The sequence below is a fragment of the Bacteroides sp. f07 genome (assembly GCF_042854785.1).
In the GTDB taxonomy this organism is placed as follows: Bacteria; Bacteroidota; Bacteroidia; order Bacteroidales; family Bacteroidaceae; genus Bacteroides.
In genome coordinates, this window is record NZ_BAABXI010000002.1 from 507,923 (window position 1) to 524,672 (window position 16,750).

The 16,750-nt window shown below is 46.1% G+C and carries 16 protein-coding genes; 8 read left to right on the top strand and 8 right to left on the bottom strand.

The genetic code is table 11. From position 1 onward, the window contains the following. Window positions 1–43: 43 nt before the first annotated feature. From mraY to mraZ, 6 genes are all read right to left on the bottom strand, one after another. A complete protein-coding gene (gene mraY / locus ACGHVY_RS17000; protein ID WP_308744760.1) occupies window positions 44–1,312 on the bottom strand; it encodes a phospho-N-acetylmuramoyl-pentapeptide-transferase in 1,269 nt (422 codons plus the stop codon). Window positions 1,313–1,366: 54 nt separating this feature from the next. Further along, window positions 1,367–2,815 carry a UDP-N-acetylmuramoyl-L-alanyl-D-glutamate--2,6-diaminopimelate ligase gene (locus ACGHVY_RS17005; RefSeq protein WP_390600112.1) on the bottom strand — a complete coding sequence of 483 codons (1,449 nt, stop codon included), beginning with the start codon at window positions 2,813–2,815 and terminating at the stop codon, window positions 1,367–1,369. Between the two features lie 29 nt (window positions 2,816–2,844). Further along, window positions 2,845–4,974 carry a penicillin-binding transpeptidase domain-containing protein gene (locus ACGHVY_RS17010; protein WP_308744801.1) on the bottom strand — a complete coding sequence of 710 codons (2,130 nt, stop codon included), beginning with the start codon at window positions 4,972–4,974 and terminating at the stop codon, window positions 2,845–2,847. A gap of 72 nt (window positions 4,975–5,046) precedes the next feature. Further along, a complete protein-coding gene (locus tag ACGHVY_RS17015) occupies window positions 5,047–5,403 on the bottom strand; it encodes an FtsL-like putative cell division protein (RefSeq protein WP_007756538.1) in 357 nt (118 codons plus the stop codon). Window positions 5,404–5,409: 6 nt separating this feature from the next. After that, on the bottom strand, window positions 5,410–6,324 hold the full coding sequence (gene rsmH, locus ACGHVY_RS17020; protein ID WP_308744802.1) for a 16S rRNA (cytosine(1402)-N(4))-methyltransferase RsmH: 915 nt from the start codon (window positions 6,322–6,324) through the stop codon (window positions 5,410–5,412). Next, the gene (mraZ, locus tag ACGHVY_RS17025; protein ID WP_308744762.1) at window positions 6,311–6,781 is read right to left on the bottom strand and encodes a division/cell wall cluster transcriptional repressor MraZ; all 471 of its coding nucleotides are present in this window, start codon (window positions 6,779–6,781) and stop codon (window positions 6,311–6,313) included. Before mraZ ends, rsmH begins: the two co-directional genes overlap by 14 nt. Before the next feature lie 30 nt (window positions 6,782–6,811). Between mraZ and ACGHVY_RS17030 the strand changes: the two genes are divergently transcribed. Continuing rightward, a complete protein-coding gene (locus ACGHVY_RS17030; protein ID WP_308744763.1) occupies window positions 6,812–7,090 on the top strand; it encodes a hypothetical protein in 279 nt (92 codons plus the stop codon). A 41-nt stretch (window positions 7,091–7,131) separates the two neighbouring features. On the opposite strand, the gene ACGHVY_RS17035 is transcribed toward ACGHVY_RS17030, so the two are convergent. Continuing rightward, entirely contained in the window at window positions 7,132–7,635 is a 504-nt protein-coding gene (locus tag ACGHVY_RS17035; protein ID WP_073346814.1) for an RNA polymerase sigma factor, read from the bottom strand. A 258-nt stretch (window positions 7,636–7,893) separates the two neighbouring features. Between ACGHVY_RS17035 and ACGHVY_RS17040 the strand changes: the two genes are divergently transcribed. Then, the gene (locus ACGHVY_RS17040; protein ID WP_390600116.1) at window positions 7,894–8,712 is read left to right on the top strand and encodes a 1-acyl-sn-glycerol-3-phosphate acyltransferase; all 819 of its coding nucleotides are present in this window, start codon (window positions 7,894–7,896) and stop codon (window positions 8,710–8,712) included. 26 nt (window positions 8,713–8,738) lie between these two features. Next, entirely contained in the window at window positions 8,739–9,752 is a 1,014-nt protein-coding gene (locus ACGHVY_RS17045) for a GNAT family N-acetyltransferase (RefSeq protein WP_390600118.1), read from the top strand. Here the strand turns inward: ACGHVY_RS17045 and ACGHVY_RS17050 are convergent. Beyond that, entirely contained in the window at window positions 9,724–11,070 is a 1,347-nt protein-coding gene (locus tag ACGHVY_RS17050) for a deoxyguanosinetriphosphate triphosphohydrolase (RefSeq protein ID WP_308744764.1), read from the bottom strand. The genes ACGHVY_RS17045 and ACGHVY_RS17050 overlap by 29 nt on opposite strands. 124 nt (window positions 11,071–11,194) lie before the next feature. On the opposite strand from ACGHVY_RS17050, the gene dut reads away from it, so the two are divergent. From dut to ACGHVY_RS17075, 5 genes are all read left to right on the top strand, one after another. Continuing rightward, window positions 11,195–11,629 carry a dUTP diphosphatase gene (gene dut, locus ACGHVY_RS17055; protein ID WP_308744765.1) on the top strand — a complete coding sequence of 145 codons (435 nt, stop codon included), beginning with the start codon at window positions 11,195–11,197 and terminating at the stop codon, window positions 11,627–11,629. Next, window positions 11,626–13,470: a tetratricopeptide repeat protein gene (locus ACGHVY_RS17060; RefSeq protein WP_374047368.1), complete on the top strand. Its 1,845-nt coding sequence runs from the start codon at window positions 11,626–11,628 to the stop codon at window positions 13,468–13,470. The genes dut and ACGHVY_RS17060 overlap by 4 nt, the downstream gene beginning before the upstream one ends. After that, window positions 13,467–14,033 (top strand): DUF4292 domain-containing protein, encoded by a 567-nt coding sequence (locus tag ACGHVY_RS17065; RefSeq protein ID WP_308744766.1) that lies wholly within the window; start codon window positions 13,467–13,469, stop codon window positions 14,031–14,033. The genes ACGHVY_RS17060 and ACGHVY_RS17065 overlap by 4 nt, the downstream gene beginning before the upstream one ends. After that, complete coding sequence (locus ACGHVY_RS17070) at window positions 14,030–15,337, top strand: murein hydrolase activator EnvC family protein (RefSeq protein WP_390600121.1); 1,308 nt, start codon at window positions 14,030–14,032, stop codon at window positions 15,335–15,337. The genes ACGHVY_RS17065 and ACGHVY_RS17070 overlap by 4 nt, the downstream gene beginning before the upstream one ends. A gap of 179 nt (window positions 15,338–15,516) precedes the next feature. Beyond that, complete coding sequence (locus tag ACGHVY_RS17075) at window positions 15,517–16,647, top strand: aldose epimerase family protein (RefSeq protein ID WP_390600124.1); 1,131 nt, start codon at window positions 15,517–15,519, stop codon at window positions 16,645–16,647. Window positions 16,648–16,750 lie beyond the last annotated feature (103 nt).

Below are 16,750 nucleotides of genomic sequence, written 5' to 3' on the forward strand. Positions count from 1 at the left end.
AATCGGGTTAATACTCTCTATATTTTTAATCCGTGCCTTAATCCTATCTGATTTTTAGCGTTATAATCGTTATGGCTGCCAGTACAATCGTTACAATCCAGAAGCGGACGGTAATTTTTGATTCGTGGAACAGTTGGTCGGGTTTGGTGAACTTCACTGTGCATCCCGGTTCTATCAGGCTCATGGAAGTGCGGAAGTGGTCGTGAATCGGTGTCCGTTTGAACAGCCGTTGTTTCACTCCTTTCCTCTTTCCCGCCTTATAGTAAGCCCGTTGCAGGATGACCGACAGGTTCTCCACAAGGAATACACCGCAAAGAATCGGTATCAGCAGCTCTTTGTGGATAATGATGGCGAATACGGCGATGATGCCGCCGATTGTCAGACTGCCGGTATCGCCCATGAAAACCTGTGCCGGATAAGCATTGTACCAAAGGAAACCGATAAGCGCACCGATAAAGGCACAGATGTAAATAACCAGTTCCTCCGAGCCGGGGATATACATGATATTCAGATAACTCGCAAATTCGATATGCGATGACACATAGGCTAATATTCCAAGTGTGGCACCGATGATGGCGGAATTTCCTGCCGCCATTCCGTCCATTCCGTCGTTCAGGTTCGCACCGTTGGAAACGGCGGTAACTACGAAGATGGTGATGATGACGAACAGTATCCATCCGGCTGCCTGTGCGTGTTCGCCCATGAAAGCGACCAGATCGGCATAGTCGAGGTTGTTACTCTTGAAGAAAGGAATCGTCGTCTGGGTCGATTTCAAGTCATTCGTCCCGTGTATCACTTCCATCTCCTGTCCCGGAGTATGTACTTCGATATTTTCGCGGATTACTACGTCCGGGCTTAAATATAAGGTAAGCCCGACAATTAATCCCAGACCCACCTGACCGATGATCTTGAACTTGCCGTGCAGTCCTTCCTTATCTTTCTTGAAGATTTTGATATAATCGTCAGCGAAGCCGAGTGAGCCCAGCCATATGGTGGTTATCAGCATCAATATCATATATATGTTTTCCAGCTTGCCCAACAGCAGGCAGGGGATGAGAATGGCTATGATAATAATGACACCTCCCATGCTCGGCACACCTACCTTGTTGACGCCGAACGGGTCAGTCTTCGCGTCACGCTGTGTTTCCGTGATTTGCTTTTTCTTCAGCAGGTTGATAAATTTATCTCCCCATATACTTGAAATAAGCAGTGCGAGGATAACAGCCATCAAAGCACGGAATGAGGTGTAACCAAACATTCCCGCTCCGGGAAAATTGAGCTTATGTAGCCATTCAAACAGATAATATAGCATGATGAAATTTACTGTTTTACAATTTACTATTTACAATTTACTATGCAGGCGACGTTATTGGAATACCTCTTTGAGTACTTCCTTGTCGTCGAAGTGATGTTTCACTCCTTTTATCTCCTGGTAATTCTCGTGTCCTTTTCCGGCAACGAGTATTACGTCTCCTTTTTCTGCCAGCATGCAAGCCGTGCGGATTGCTTCCTTACGGTCGGCGATGCTTAGTGTCTTCTTCATATCCTCCGCGTCGAGTCCTGCCAGCATATCATTAATAATATCCTGCGGCTCTTCAAAACGTGGATTGTCCGAAGTGATGATGACGCGGTCGCTGGCTTTGGCTGCCTCTTTTGCCATGATGGGGCGTTTACCCTTATCACGGTTGCCGCCCGCACCTACCACAGTGATGACTTTTCCTTTTCCTTCGAGCACTCCGTGGATGGCATTCAGCACATTGATAAGCGCGTCCGGAGTATGGGCATAGTCCACAATCGCCGTAACGCCCTTCGGTGAACGAACAGCATCAAAGCGTCCTGCCACGGGATGAAGTGTACTGAGAGCAACAAGTACCTCTTCTTCTTTCTTGCCAAGTAGAACAGCAGCTCCGAACACGGCCAGTAAATTGGAAGCATTGAACTTGCCGATAAACTGGACAGCCAGTTCGTGATTGTTGAAATCAAGCAACATTCCTTCAAAATGAGATTCCAGTACCCGGCCTTTAAAGTCGCTGAGGCTTCTCAATGAATAGGTATATACTTTGGAACGCGTATTCTGCGTCATTACCAGTCCGTTCTTGTCGTCGAGGTTGGTAAGGCTGAACGCATTCTTCGGCATATCGTCAAAGAACTTCTTTTTGGCTTTCAGATAGTTCTCCACCGTTTTGTGATAGTCGAGGTGGTCGCGGGTCAGGTTGGTAAAGATACCTCCCGCAAACTTCAACCCGCTGATACGCTTCTGCGCAATTGAATGTGAACTGACTTCCATAAACACATATTTGCACCCCTCATCCGCCATTCGTCCCAACAGACGGTTCAGTGTGATAGGGTCGGGCGTGGTATGCTCGGTCGGTATGGCTTCATCGTCGATATAATTGCAGACGGTAGAGATAAGCCCCGCTTTATATCCGAAATAACGGAATGTGTTATATAATAAGGTGGCGATTGTTGTCTTGCCATTCGTTCCGGTGACGCCGACCAGTTCGAGCTTGGAAGTCGGATCGCCATAGAATGTAGTGGCAATCTTGCCTGTTGCATCTTCGCTGTCATTAACTTGTATATAGGTAATTCCTGCCACGGGCTCTTCCGGCATATCTTCACAAAGGATGGCGACAGCTCCTTTGCTGATGGCGGCGGGGATATAAGCATGACCATCGGCTTGCGTGCCGCGCATCGCCATGAACAACTGTCCGGCTTCGACTAAACGGGAATCAATGTTGACTCCGGTGATTTCTATGTCTGAATCTCCGGTTATCTGCACCGGTTGAATTGCTTTCAGTAACTTGTTTAGTAACATAGTCTCTTTTTTAATACTTGATTTTACTTTTAATGCATTGAAAGGGTAATCGTCTGTCCTTTCTTTACTATTGTCCCGTTGGCTATCGACTGGCTTTTCACCTTGCCGACTCCAATCAAATGGACTTTTAATCCTTTACTTTCCAGCAGGTATACGGCATCTTTCGCCCCCATGCCGATGACGCTCGGAACGAAATTCTGCATATTGCTCCGGCTTTCAAGAACCACCGCCTGCGGAGCCGAATGGGTATTTCCCCAGACTTCTTTTCCGGCATCAGCAATTTTGCCCTGTACCTGAATGTTCAGATCTTCCAGTACGCGTTGTGCCTCTCTCATTTCTCCGGCTTTTACGTTCGGAATGACTACGGCATTCGTGTCAATCGCGTTGGCAAGCGGCAAACGCAGGTCTTTGGCATACACTCTTTCGGCAATCTTGCTGAATACGCTACCTGCCATCAAACCGCCCGATGCCGGTAAACCCGGTTTCTGGATGGAGACAATCATACTATATTTAGGCGCTTCCGACGGGAAATACCCGCAAAAACTGACAAGATAGTTCGTTCTTCCTGTCTTGTATCCGGCTGCTCCCTGTGAAATCTGTGCCGTTCCGGTCTTTCCGGAGACGTGGAACTGCTTGCTTCCCGCAGGTTTGGCAAGTCCTTCGCCTACCACTTTCCGCAGAATCTCACGGATTTGTGCCAATGTCTTGTCCGAACAAATCTTTGGATTGATAACTTCTGTCGGATATTCCTGCACTATCTCTCCGTCTTTCACGGCGGCTCTTACGAACTTCGGACGCACTGTCACCCCATTGTTCGCTATTCCGTTATAGAATGTAAGAATGTTAATCGGCGGAACCTGCGTTTCATAGCCGATGCTCATCCACGGGAGAGCAGTCTTGGAGAAATAGCTTCTTTCTTTCGGGCCACGAATATTCGGCTTGCCTTCTCCCGCAATTTGCAGATGGAGAGGCTGGTCGATACTCATTCGTCTCAATCCGTCAATGAACTTCTGCGGATTGCTGCCGTAGAAATGGTCTATAATATAAGATGTACCGACATTGGAAGAAACTCCCAGAATCTCGGTAACCGTTAATTTTCCGTATCCCCCGCGATGCCAGTTGTGGTCTTTCATCACACGGCCGTGCATCGGCATTTGTCCGTTGCCGGTATCCACTACATAATCAGGAGTGATTTTCCCGTCCTCAAGAGCTACCATGATAGAAGCAGTCTTGAAAGTGGAACCCGGTTCAAGCATATCACTGATGGCATTATTACGCATCTCGTAATATTCGCCGTCTTTACCCTGCATCATGTTGACGATGGCTTTCACTTCTCCGGTAGCTACCTCCATCAATACAACTACGCCTACGCTGGCATTCAACTCTTTCAACTTGTCTACCAATGCTTTCTCGCAAATATCCTGCATGCCTACGTCGATGGTAGTAATCAGGTCGCAACCGTCAACCGGCGGCACATCTACGATATTCAGGTATTTGTTCATTACTTTCTGACGGTGCGTCAATCCGTCCCGTCCTTTCAGAATCGTGTCAAAAGCAAGCTCGATACCGTTTCTCGCTCCTTTTGCCGTATCGGCATATACATCACCCAGCGTACGGGCAGCCAGCGAACCGAAAGGCTTTTTCCGCTGATTGTAAGCCAACTCCTTGAATCCTCCTTTGTAACGGTTCAGACAGAAAACTGGCAATCTCTTTACCTCTTTATATTGTATATAAGAGATACGTTTGGGATAAATCAGATAATTGCGGCTCTTTGCCTGACGTCCTTTTTTAAGATGTGCCTTGAATTGGGCTGCACTTTTGTCCGGGAATATTTTGTTCAGTCCGATGCAGATTGAATCCATATTGGCATTGAGAATGGAATCCCTGCGTGCTTGGTCCTTCTTTCTGCGTTTTTCGTCCTTTTCACCGGACATAAAGTCCATATAAATTCTGTATTCGGGCAGGGAACTAGCCATCAGTTTGCCATCGGAAGAGATAATGTTTCCGCGATTGGGTTTTACCGTCACGTTCTCTTTTACGAAACGGTCGGCTATGTCCTGCCAATATTGACGTTCGGCAAACATGATGATGCCCGCCTTCACGACAATTGCCACGCCTATCAACGCCATCAGAAGGATGACGAAGAAGTAACGGGTCATTATATTCTTTTTGTTAACTGCCACAGTGCTTGTCTTTTAAAAACTCTCAACTCTCAATTTTCAACTCTCCACCTATTTAATAAGGTAAGGGGGATTGGTAGATGTCTGCAAATCACTCTCCTTACTTGAGATATAATCTTCAATGCGTGACTGGCGGCTCTTTTCCATCAGTTCCGAGCTGCGTGTCAGCGCATCATATTTAATATCTATCAGTTCCTTTTTTAACCGGTCTATCTCAATCTGCTGTTGCTGGCTGGCATAACGGTTGTGGATATAGAAGATGATGAATACCATGATAAGTACCAGCAACTTCGTCTGACGACGGAAAAAGTCGGTAGCCAGAATATCTCCACCCAGAATGCTTTTCAGCGAGGTGCGTTTTTTCTTCTTGCCCTCTTCTGTTTTCTTGTTTACTACTTCTTCTTCCATTTCTTCTTATTTCTTTTCGGCAATTCGTAATTTGGCGCTTCTCGACCGTGGGTTTCTCTCTATCTCTGCCTGGTCGGGCACAATCACCTTGTTGTTGACGAGACGGAAAGGGGTTTGCAGATTGCCGAAAAAGTCGGTATCTGCCTTGCCTTCCACATTACCTGTCTTCATAATGTTCTTTACCATACGGTCTTCCAGTGAGTGATAGGTGATTACTACCAGTCTGCCGCCCGGTTTTAACGCTTCGGTAGCAGCCAGCAGCATCTCTTTCAATGCTTCCATCTCCTGGTTTACTTCAATTCGCAGTGCCTGAAATACTTTCGCAAGTTCTTTCTTCTCGCGTTCACGGCCGAAAAGCGGTTTGATGACTTCCAGAAACTCACCAATCGTCCGTATAGTGCGTCCGCTTCTGGCTTTGAGTATGACGGAAGCCAGTTTGCGGCTGTTTTTTAGTTCTCCATACAGATAGAAAATGTTTGCCAGGCGTTCTTCCTCGTAGGTATTTACGATATCTGCCGCTGTGAGTCCTGCACGCTTGTTCATACGCATATCCAGCTCTCCGTCGAAACGGAAAGAGAAACCGCGTTCGCTATCATCGAAGTGGTGGGAAGATACGCCGAGGTCGGCTAGAATTGCATCTACCTGCTCGATGTCATGATAGCGTAGGAAGTTGTGCAGATAACGGAAGTTGCTGCGCACAAAGATAAAATGGGGGTCGTCGACAATGTTCCGTTCGGCATCCTCGTCCTGGTCGAATCCCAGAAGCCGTCCGCCCTCGCCGAGCCGTGAAAGAATCTCGCGCGAATGTCCCGCTCCTCCGAAAGTAACGTCTACATACGTTCCGTCCGGCCGGATATTCATTCCGTCAACGCTTTCCTTTAACAGTACAGGCACATGATATGTCAGTTCATCTTTCTCCATCTTGTCTATTTTCATCGTTCATAATTTCTTCTAATGCCGCTCCGAACTCTTCGGGTGACATAAACGGCTGTTCCGCCCGCTCCTTCGACCAAATCTCTATTTTGTTGTCAATGCCGATAAAGCGTATGTCCCCATGGATATTGCAAATCTGCAAATATCGTTTCGGGATGAGTATGCGGCCGTTATTGTCGGGTGTCACCACTTCAACGTCGCTCACAAACTGCCTGAAAATGAGTTGATGTTTGCTGTTCCATTTGTTGAGCCTGCTGCGAAGCTCGTTCAACTCCTCGTTCCACACGCTCTCGGGGTACAGAGTCAGGCAGTCCTGGAATACGTCTTTACGCATGATGAGTCTCTCTTCAGAAGCAGCTTGCAGTTGCTTCCTGAAGATGGCGGGGATGAACACCCTTCCTTTGGTGTCCGCCTTGGCTTCAATATTACCTAAAAAACGTATCATTACCTTATTATAATAAGCGACTGTAAAAGTATGAAATTCCCCACAATTCCCCACAATTTTCCATGGAAAACTTTTGGAGAAGTTTTCAACCGATTGTTAAATGTCTATTTGCTTGAAAATGACGGTGCTTTGAGAAGGCTTTGCTGGTGGGGCAATCGACTTTGGAAATCAGAAGGTTTTGTCTGTATAGGAAAAATAGATTGTCAGGCGATAAATCTTTTTTTTTCTTGGCGGCAAAGAAAAAAGGCAGAAGGTGATAGAAACCTTTCTGCCTTTGAATCATTGACACAACTAAAAAATTACATCTGAATATTTATTCTGAAATCAAGAGTTATATAGTTAAGGTTGGTTTAGCGGAAGTCTTTCAATTCTTCCTGTAATTTCTGGCGTGTGAAGAAGATGCGGCTTTTCACTGTGCCTAGCGGGAGGTTCAGCTTTTCCGCAATCTCACGGTATTTGAATCCTGAAACGTGCATGGCAAACGGAACTCTGTACTCTTTGGGAAGTTTGTTCACTACGCGGTGCATCTCTTTCAGATCGTACGCTCTTTCGGTGCTTTCCGAACTTGCGTCTTGCGGCAGGTTCAGATGGTATAAGTTGTCGGTCTGGTCAATAAAAGTCTGGTCGCGAACCACCTTACGGTAGTTGTTGATAAATATATTGCGCATGATAGTGTACATCCATCCTTTGAAATTCGTGTCAGGCATGTATTTATCTTCATTATCCAATGCTTTCAATGAGGTCTCCTGCAACAAGTCGTTTGCTTCTTCGCGGTCGGTTGTCAGTTTATAAGCGAAGCGAAGTAGCTCGTCCTGTACTCCTACTAAATCTTTTCTGAAGCTTAAACTTTTCATATGCGTTGCTTTTAAATTGTGAATATTCGTTCGTAAATTTTGATGTTGCAAGTTTACGGCATTTTCGAAAACCGGACGGGAGGGAATCCGACTAAAAAACACCCGAAAACTATCCGCGGATAGTTTTTAGGTGGTATTTGATAGTTTTTGGGTGGTATTTTTTTGCCTTCTGAACTTAAATCCTGCATTTTCTACCGAATTATTGCAATTAATAAAAAAGAACCGCTAATTTTGTGGCATCATTTTTATTTGAAAAGAATGACTGATGACTCTTTATTTTTAATCGATGTCGATAAGATACTTCGGACGAAGGCTCCGAAGCAATATAAGTACATCCCTAAGTTTGTGGTTTCTTATCTGAAGAAAATAGTTCATCAGGATGAGATTAATGTGTTTTTGGATGAGTCGAAAGATAAGGTAGGGGTGGACTTCTTGGAGGCATGCATGGGATTTTTGGATGCGAAAGTAGATGTGAAAGGTATTGAGAATCTTCCCAAAGATGGTCTGTATACCTTTGTTTCCAATCATCCCTTAGGCGGACAGGATGGTGTTGCGCTGGGTTATGTGCTGGGACGTCATTATGACGGAAAGGTGAAATACCTGGTGAATGATTTGTTGATGAATCTCCGCGGATTGGCTCCGCTTTGTATTCCTATCAATAAGACCGGCAAACAGGCGAAGGATTTCCCGAAAATGGTGGAAGCCGGATTCAAGTCTGACGATCAGCTTATCATGTTTCCTGCCGGGCTGTGTTCGCGCCGGCAGAATGGAGTAATCCGTGATTTGGAATGGAAAAAGACATTTGTAGTAAAGAGCATACAAGCAGAACGTGATGTGATACCTGTGCATTTTGGAGGCAGAAACTCTGATTTCTTCTACAATCTGGCTAATATTTGTAAGGCACTGGGTATTAAGTTTAACATAGCCATGTTGTATCTTGCGGATGAAATGTTTAAGAACCGCCACAAGACTTTTACTGTCACCTTTGGCAAGCCGATACCCTGGCAGACTTTCGATAAGTCGAAAACGCCGGCACAATGGGCCGAATACGTAAAGGATATTGTATATAAACTGTAACTGATAGAACAACTATAACAAGAAATATGGAAGAGATTATCAAGCCGATAAGCAAGGAACTGCTGAAAGCCGAGTTGACGGAAGACAGACGCTTACGAATGACAAATAAGAGTAATAATCAGATTTATATTATTACTCATCAGAATGCTCCCAATGTGATGAAAGAGATTGGTCGTTTGCGTGAAATAGCTTTCCGTGCTGCTGGTGGGGGGACAGGTCTGTCGATGGATATAGACGAATACGACATAATGGAACATCCGTACAAGCAGTTGATTGTCTGGAATCCGGAAGCCGAAGAAATCCTGGGTGGTTACCGGTATCTGCTTGGGACAGACGTGCGTTTCGATGAAAAAGGTGCTCCGATTCTGGCTACTTCCCATATGTTTCATTTCTCAGAGCCTTTTATCAAAGAATATTTGCCGCAGACGATTGAACTGGGACGTTCGTTTGTCACGCTCGAATATCAGTCTACCCGTGCCGGAAGCAAAGGCTTGTTTGCTTTGGACAATCTGTGGGACGGATTAGGGGCACTGACGGTAGTAATGCCGAATGTGAAATATTTCTTCGGAAAGGTGACCATGTATCCCAGTTACCACCGTCGTGGGCGCGATATGATTCTTTATTTCCTCAAGAAGCATTTCTGTGACAGGGATGAGCTTGTCACTCCGATGAAACCGTTGATACCGGAGACTTCAGAAGAAGAATTGCGGGCTTTATTCTGCAAGGATACCTTTAAGGAAGACTATAAAATCCTGAATTGTGAGATTCGTAAACTGGGGTATAACATTCCGCCTCTAGTGAATGCCTATATGAGTCTGAGTCCTACTATGCGGATGTTCGGGACCGCCATCAATTATGAATTCGGCAATGTGGAAGAAACCGGAATACTGATTGCCGTGGATGAAATACTGGAAGATAAACGGATTCGGCACATCCAGACGTTTATAGAAAGCCATCCGGATGCGCTGAAAATGCCTTGTGAGGATGATGAAGCGTTTACTCCCAAGGTGGTTACACCGCAGGCAGACTGTTGCCGTTAATTTTTCGGTAAAGGTCAAGCGCAAAGACATCGGTCATTCCCGATATATAATCAAGTACCGCCTGTATTCTTTCATAGAGTGCAGGCGCTTTTATATTATACTGGCTTGAAACCCGGTTAATCAGAAGCTCGGAGTAAGCCTTTCCGGGGGAAGTCACGGCGTCTATCATCAGTTCGAGCAGCGTGCTGATGACACGGAAACCGGCCAGCTCAATGTCTAATACGTCCCGCGAACGGTAAATCTTCTTCAAAGAGACTTCGGCACAGTGCTTGTACGCTTCTGCCGGGCGTTCGGAGACGTGCTTGATAAGTGCCCCTTCGAAAGTGCCGGACAATATCTCTTGTTCGTGTTCGAGGAACACGCGGGTGCATTCACGGATCAATAACCCGATAACGGAAGAACGCAGGTAAGCGATTTGCTCGTTTGTGTCGTTGACAATCAGGAACGTTTTCCGGATATGCTCCTGCCGCTTTTCGTCGAAATATGCCATTAACAACTCTTTTGTCTCTTCCGTAGTGAGTATTTTTAGCTTATGGGCGTCCTCAATATCCATCATCTGATAGCAAATGTCATCTGCGGCTTCGACTAGATAGACCAGCGGGTGGCGTGCATACTTTAAAGGATGCTCATTCAGCAAGGTCAATCCCAGCTCTGTCGCAATCTTATGAAAACTCTCTTCTTCGCTGACGAAAAAGCCGAATTTCGATTTTTTACCTGCCAGGCTCGATGAAAAGGGGTATTTTACAATAGATGCTAATGTGGTATACGTCAATACAAATCCACCTTTCCGGCGTCCCTCAAACTGGTGAGTCAAGAGGCGGAATGCGTTCGCGTTTCCTTCAAAATGTGTCAAATCTTCCCATTCCATCGCAGAAAGTTGAGTTCCGTCCGGTTGTTTTTCTTTCAGACGCAACCCTTTTCCTTCGGAGAAAAAAGTGGATATAGCCCGTTCGCCGGAGTGTCCGAAAGGCGGGTTGCCCAAGTCATGTGCCAGGCAAGCAGCGGATACAATAGAACCAATCTCCGGCAGAAAAGACTCTTGAAGTTCCGGCTGCCGTTGCAGGATGGCTTTGGCTACATCGTTGCCTAACGAACGGCCTACACAGGAAACCTCGAGGCTGTGCGTGAGCCGGTTGTGCACGAAGACGCTGCCCGGCAGAGGAAATACTTGTGTCTTGTTCTGCAGTCTGCGGAAAGGCGCGGAAAAGATAAGACGGTCATAATCCCGTTGAAATTCCGAGCGGTTCTCCTGACGCTCTTCGTGGAATTCTTCCATTCCGAAGCGTTTGGCTGATATTAGTTGATTCCAATTCATCATTTTAGTTACGATTTGACTATTTACGGTTTACAATTTGGGGAACGGTACATTATTTAACTGCAAACTTAACTATTTTTCAGTTCAAAATGTGTATTTTCGCCCGTTAAATAGTAAACATGCACTTATGAATATTCAAGTTATCAATAAATCGAAGCATCCGCTTCCGGCTTACGCCACCGAATTGTCTGCAGGAATGGATATCCGCGCTAATCTTTCTGAGCCTGTCACCCTGGAACCACTGCAGCGTTGCCTGGTGCCGACAGGGTTGTATATTGCTCTTCCGAAGGGTTTTGAGGCACAAATCCGTCCCCGTAGTGGACTGGCTATCAAGAAAGGTATTTCCGTGCTCAACTCTCCGGGGACGATTGACGCGGACTATCGGGGGGAAATCTGCATTATCCTGGTTAATCTGTCTTCTGAGCCTTTTGTGATTGAAGACGGTGAACGTATTGCGCAGATGGTGATAGCAAAACATGAGCAGCCGGCATGGCAGGAAGTGGAAGTGTTGGACGAAACAGAACGGGGAGCCGGCGGCTTCGGTCATACAGGAAAAAAATGAAAAGGATAGTGTCATTCATACTGTTAAGTACTTTGCTGCTTACTTCCTGTATGGCTGCGCAGGTGGTAGGGAGTGTAGCCGGCGGCACGGCTGTGGTGTCGGGATATGCTCTTGGTACGAATGCAGTAGCAAAGAAAGTAAAGAAAAAGAAGGATAAGAAAAGAAAACTCCGGAAAGAGAATGTTGTTGTTCCGCAATTAACGGCGGAACAACAGCGCAAATATGACTATTTCTTTCTGGAAGCCATGCGGATGAAGGAAAAGAAAGAATACGATGCTGCTTTTGGTTTGTTGCAGCATTGTTTGGATATCAATCCGAATGCTTCTTCCGCGCTTTACGAGGTTTCCCAGTATTATATGTTTCTCCGTCAGGTTCCGCAGGGGCAGGATGCGTTGGAGAAGGCAGTGGCTTATGCACCCGACAATTACTGGTATAGTCAGGGATTGGTCAATTTATATCAGCAGCAGAATGAATTGGATAAAGCGGTTGTTTTACTCGAAGGAATGGTTACCCGCTTTCCGGCGAAACAAGAGCCCTTGTTCAGTCTGCTTGACATTTACAGTCGTCAGGAAAAGTATACTGATGTGATTTCCACTCTGAACCGTTTGGAGAAGCGTTTGGGCAAGAACGAACAGTTGTCTATGGAGAAATTCCGTATCTATCTCCAGATGAAAGATGATAAGAAAGCATTTCAGGAGATTGAGAGCCTGGTGCAGGAATATCCGATGGATATGCGCTATCAGGTAATCCTGGGGGATGTATATCTACAGAATGGAAAGAAAGAGGAAGCCTACGAGACATATCAGAAAGTGTTGGCGGCAGAGCCGGACAATCCGATGGCTCTTTTTTCAATGGCTTCTTATTATGAACAGACCGGGCAGAAAGAATTGTACCAGCAACAACTGGATACATTGTTGTTGAACAAGAAAGTGACTCCTGATACGAAAATCAACGTCATGCGTCAGATAATTGTGGAGAACGAGCAGTCTTCGGCCAAGGACAGTACTCAGGTGATTGCTTTGTTTGACCGGATGATGAAGCAGGATCAGGATGACCCGCAGGTGCCGATGCTTTATGCGCAGTATCTGCTGTCGAAGAATATGGAACAGGAAGCTGTCCCGGTATTGGAACAGGTCGTTGATTTAGACCCGACCAACAAGGCTGCCCGCCTGATGCTGGTCAGCGCTGCCGTGAAGAAGGAGGATTACAAGCAGATTATAAAAGTGTGCGAACCGGGCATTGAGGCTACTCCGGATGCTTTGGACCTTTATTATTATCTGGCTATTGCCTATCATCAGGCGGAGCAGGCAGACAGTGTGTTAAGTGTCTGCAATAGGGCGCTGGAGCACATAACTCCCGATACCAGAAAAGAAATCATCTCGGATTTCTATTCGATAATGGGGGATATTTATCATACAAAAAAGCAGATGAAAGAGGCCTATGCAGCTTACGATTCAGCTTTGGTGTACAATCCTTCTAATATCGGCGCACTGAATAATTACGCTTATTATCTGTCGGTGGAACGCCGTGATTTGGATAAAGCGGAAGAAATGAGTTACAAGACCGTAAAGGCGGAACCCAATAACTCCACTTATCTCGACACGTATGCCTGGATTCTTTTTGAAAAGGGAAATTATGCGGAAGCTCGTATCTACATTGATAATGCGATGAAGAGCGACGGAGAGAAAAGTGATGTGATTGTAGAGCACTGCGGAGATATTTACTTTATGACCGGTGATGTGGAAGGTGCGTTGAAATACTGGAAGCAGGCACAGAAAATGGGCAGTGAGTCGAAAACATTGAAACAGAAAATAGAAAAGAAGAAATATATTGCCGAATGAAAAGGATAGTTTATCTATTGCTGGTGGTAGTCGTGCTGGCCGGCTGTAAGAGTTCGAAGCGCCTGGCGACTTCGGAAACGAAGGCTCCCGTATCCAGCTATCTGACCTCCAAGCTTCAACTGACTATTCCCAACAAAAAAGGGGGGAGCATGTCCGTAGGAGGAACAATGAAGATGAAAACTCACGAACGGGTACAAGTCTCTCTGCTGATGCCTATTCTGCGTACGGAAGTTGCCCGTATCGAGATTACTCCTGACGAGGTGTTGCTGGTAGACCGGATGAATAGGAGATTTGTCCGTGCGACGAAAGAGGAGTTGAAAGGAATGTTGCCGAAGAACGCGGAGTATTCCCGTCTGGAAAAGATATTGATGGATGCCTCCCTGCCCGGCGGCAAGACGGAACTGACGGGAAAAGATGTAGGTATCCCTTCGCTGGAGAAAGCAAAAGTACAACTTTATGAGTTTTCCACGAAAGAGTTTTCCATGACTCCTACGGAACTGACTTCTAAATACAGGCAAGTTCCTTTGGAAGAACTAGTAAAAATGCTGACGGCTTTGTTATGATGAAACGTTTCTTTGTTATTCTTATCAGTTGCCTGTGGTTGGCAGTTCCACTTTCCGCTCAGTCGAATAAGTTGATTCGTGAGTTGGAAAGCAAACGCGGTGCGCTGCAAAAGCAGATTGCCGAGTCGGAATCCATATTGAAAGATACAAAGAAAGACGTAGGCAGCCAGTTGAATAGCCTGGCTGCATTGACAGGGCAGATTGAGGAGCGGAAGCGTTATATCCTCGCTATCAATAATGATGTGGAAGCCATTGAACGTGAATTGAACTCATTGGAACGTCAGTTGCGGGCATTGGAGAAGGACTTGAAAGACAAGAAGAAGAAATACGAAGCCTCCGTACAGTATCTTTATAAGAATAAGTCGATAGAGGAAAAACTGATGTTTATCTTCTCTGCCAAGAATTTGGGGCAGACGTATCGCCGTATGCGCTATGTGCGTGAGTATGCCACCTACCAACGTTTGCAAGGCGAAGAGATTCTGAAGAAGCAGGAGCAGATACGCAAGAAAAAAGCGGAACGCCAGCAAGTGAAAGCTGCCAAAGAGAGCCTGTTGAAAGAACGAGAGGGCGAAAAAATAAAGTTGGAAGCTCAGGAGAAGGAAAAACGGACGCTGGTTGCTAACCTGCAGAAGAAACAGAAAGGTCTGCAGAGTGAAATAAATAAGAAGCGGAGAGAAGCCAACCAACTGAATGACCGTATCGACAAGCTCATTGCCGAAGAGATAGAGCGCGCCCGCAAGCGTGCTCAGGAAGAAGCCCGTCGTGAAGCGGCTGCACGTAAGAAGGCGGAAGGCAAGGAAAGCCAATCCGCCGGAACAGGGGCGGCGGCAAAAACGAACTCGAAACCTCTCGAAGCCTACACCATGAGCAAGGCAGACCGGGAACTGTCCGGCAGCTTTGCCGCCAACCGCGGGAAACTTCCTATGCCTATATCCGGTGCTTATATCATTACCAGTCATTACGGGCAATATGCAGTGGAAGGGCTCCGCAACGTAAAACTGGATAATAAGGGAATTGATATTCAGGGAAAACCCGGTGCCCAGGCGCGTGCCATCTTTGATGGCAAAGTGGCGGCTGTATTCCAGTTGAACGGGTTATTCAATGTACTTATCCGTCACGGCAACTACATTTCTGTTTATTGCAACCTTTCTTCGGCCTCGGTCAAGATTGGTGATACGGTGAAAACGAAGCAATCTATCGGTCAAGTCTTTTCCGACGGGACGGACAATGGACGGACAGTATTGCATTTCCAGCTACGGCGGGAAAAGGAAAAACTGAATCCGGAACCTTGGCTCAATCGGTAAAACAGACGGCCGTACTTCCCCTCATTTATATCTTTCCGGATAGGTATTTGGCATTATTTTATCCTATTTTGAATAGTTTGTGCTAAAAGAACTCCTTTTTTTTCTCCATATTTGCGGCATAAACTTTAAATAGAATAGATATGAATTTTAAAACCGTTCTCCCGATAAAACAAAGGGACATGAGAAAATTATGTGTATGGGGAGTTGCCGCTTTTCTGATGGCGGCTTGTACGCCGAAGACCGAAAAGACAACGGATTCCGGCTTGTTGCAGAGTAAATTCCAAGCTGAAGTGAATGGAAAGAAAACCGGGCTGTTCACTTTGCGTAATCAGAAAAATATGGAAGTTTGTATCACAAACTTCGGCGGGCGCATTGTTTCCGTAATGGTTCCCGATAAAGACGGGCAGATGCGTGATGTAGTGCTTGGTTTCGATTCTATTCAGGACTATATCGACAAACCTTCCGATTTCGGTGCGAGCATCGGGCGTTATGCCAACCGTATCAATCAGGGTAAGTTTACGTTGGACGGTGTTGAATACCAGTTGCCGCGCAATAATTACGGGCATTGCCTGCACGGCGGTCCGCAAGGTTTCCAATACCGCGTGTTTGACGCAGTACAGCCGAATCCTCAGGAAGTGGAACTTACCTATGTCGCAAAAGACGGTGAAGAAGGTTTTCCGGGAAATGTCACCTGCAAGGTGTTGATGAAACTGACAGACGATAATGCCATTGATATCCGGTATGAAGCGGAAACCGACAAGCCTACTATCGTGAATATGACGAATCACTCTTATTTCAATCTTGACGGAGATGCCGGCAGCAATGCCGACCATTTGCTGACTGTTGACGCAGATTATTACACTCCGGTGGACAGTACATTCATGACCACGGGCGAAATAGCTCCGGTGGAAGGCACTCCGATGGATTTCCGTACACAGACTCCGGTAGGTGCGCGCATCAATGATTATGACTTTGTCCAATTGAAGAACGGCAATGGTTATGACCACAACTGGGTATTGAACACCAAAGGGGATATCAGCCGGAAAGCCGCCTCATTGAAATCATCGAAAACGGGTATTGTGCTGGACGTATATACCAACGAGCCGGGAATTCAGGTATATGCCGGAAACTTCCTCGACGGCTCGTTGACCGGAAAGAAAGGCATTACTTACAACCAGCGTGCTTCCGTATGTCTCGAAACACAAAAATATCCGGATACTCCGAACAAACCCGAATGGCCTTCGGCTGTGCTTCGTCTGGGCGAAAAGTATATGAGTCAATGTATTTTTAAGTTCTCTGTGGACAAATAATGTAATATTTGTCTTGACAGCAAACGGGTGATGCCCAAAAACAGATATTCCATAGAAGAAAGGTATCGTTTTCACTGTTTTTGTTTGTGAAAACGGTACCTTT

Bases quoted from the DNA above. Each gene is read 5' to 3' on its own strand.
- mraZ (WP_308744762.1), bottom strand. From the start codon at position 6,781: ATGATACGTTTTTTAGGTAATATTGAAGCCAAGGCGGACACCAAAGGA.
- ACGHVY_RS17030 (WP_308744763.1), top strand. From the start codon at position 6,812: ATGAAATTCCCCACAATTCCCCACAATTTTCCATGGAAAACTTTTGGA.
- ACGHVY_RS17015 (WP_007756538.1), bottom strand. From the start codon at position 5,403: ATGGAAGAAGAAGTAGTAAACAAGAAAACAGAAGAGGGCAAGAAGAAA.
- ACGHVY_RS17005 (WP_390600112.1), bottom strand. From the start codon at position 2,815: ATGTTACTAAACAAGTTACTGAAAGCAATTCAACCGGTGCAGATAACC.
- rsmH (WP_308744802.1), bottom strand. From the start codon at position 6,324: ATGGAGAAAGATGAACTGACATATCATGTGCCTGTACTGTTAAAGGAA.
- dut (WP_308744765.1), top strand. From the start codon at position 11,195: ATGAATATTCAAGTTATCAATAAATCGAAGCATCCGCTTCCGGCTTAC.
- ACGHVY_RS17065 (WP_308744766.1), top strand. From the start codon at position 13,467: ATGAAAAGGATAGTTTATCTATTGCTGGTGGTAGTCGTGCTGGCCGGC.
- ACGHVY_RS17060 (WP_374047368.1), top strand. From the start codon at position 11,626: ATGAAAAGGATAGTGTCATTCATACTGTTAAGTACTTTGCTGCTTACT.
- ACGHVY_RS17035 (WP_073346814.1), bottom strand. From the start codon at position 7,635: ATGAAAAGTTTAAGCTTCAGAAAAGATTTAGTAGGAGTACAGGACGAG.
- ACGHVY_RS17045 (WP_390600118.1), top strand. From the start codon at position 8,739: ATGGAAGAGATTATCAAGCCGATAAGCAAGGAACTGCTGAAAGCCGAG.
- ACGHVY_RS17070 (WP_390600121.1), top strand. From the start codon at position 14,030: ATGATGAAACGTTTCTTTGTTATTCTTATCAGTTGCCTGTGGTTGGCA.
- ACGHVY_RS17075 (WP_390600124.1), top strand. From the start codon at position 15,517: ATGAGAAAATTATGTGTATGGGGAGTTGCCGCTTTTCTGATGGCGGCT.
- mraY (WP_308744760.1), bottom strand. From the start codon at position 1,312: ATGCTATATTATCTGTTTGAATGGCTACATAAGCTCAATTTTCCCGGA.
- ACGHVY_RS17040 (WP_390600116.1), top strand. From the start codon at position 7,894: ATGACTGATGACTCTTTATTTTTAATCGATGTCGATAAGATACTTCGG.
- ACGHVY_RS17010 (WP_308744801.1), bottom strand. From the start codon at position 4,974: ATGACCCGTTACTTCTTCGTCATCCTTCTGATGGCGTTGATAGGCGTG.
- ACGHVY_RS17050 (WP_308744764.1), bottom strand. From the start codon at position 11,070: ATGATGAATTGGAATCAACTAATATCAGCCAAACGCTTCGGAATGGAA.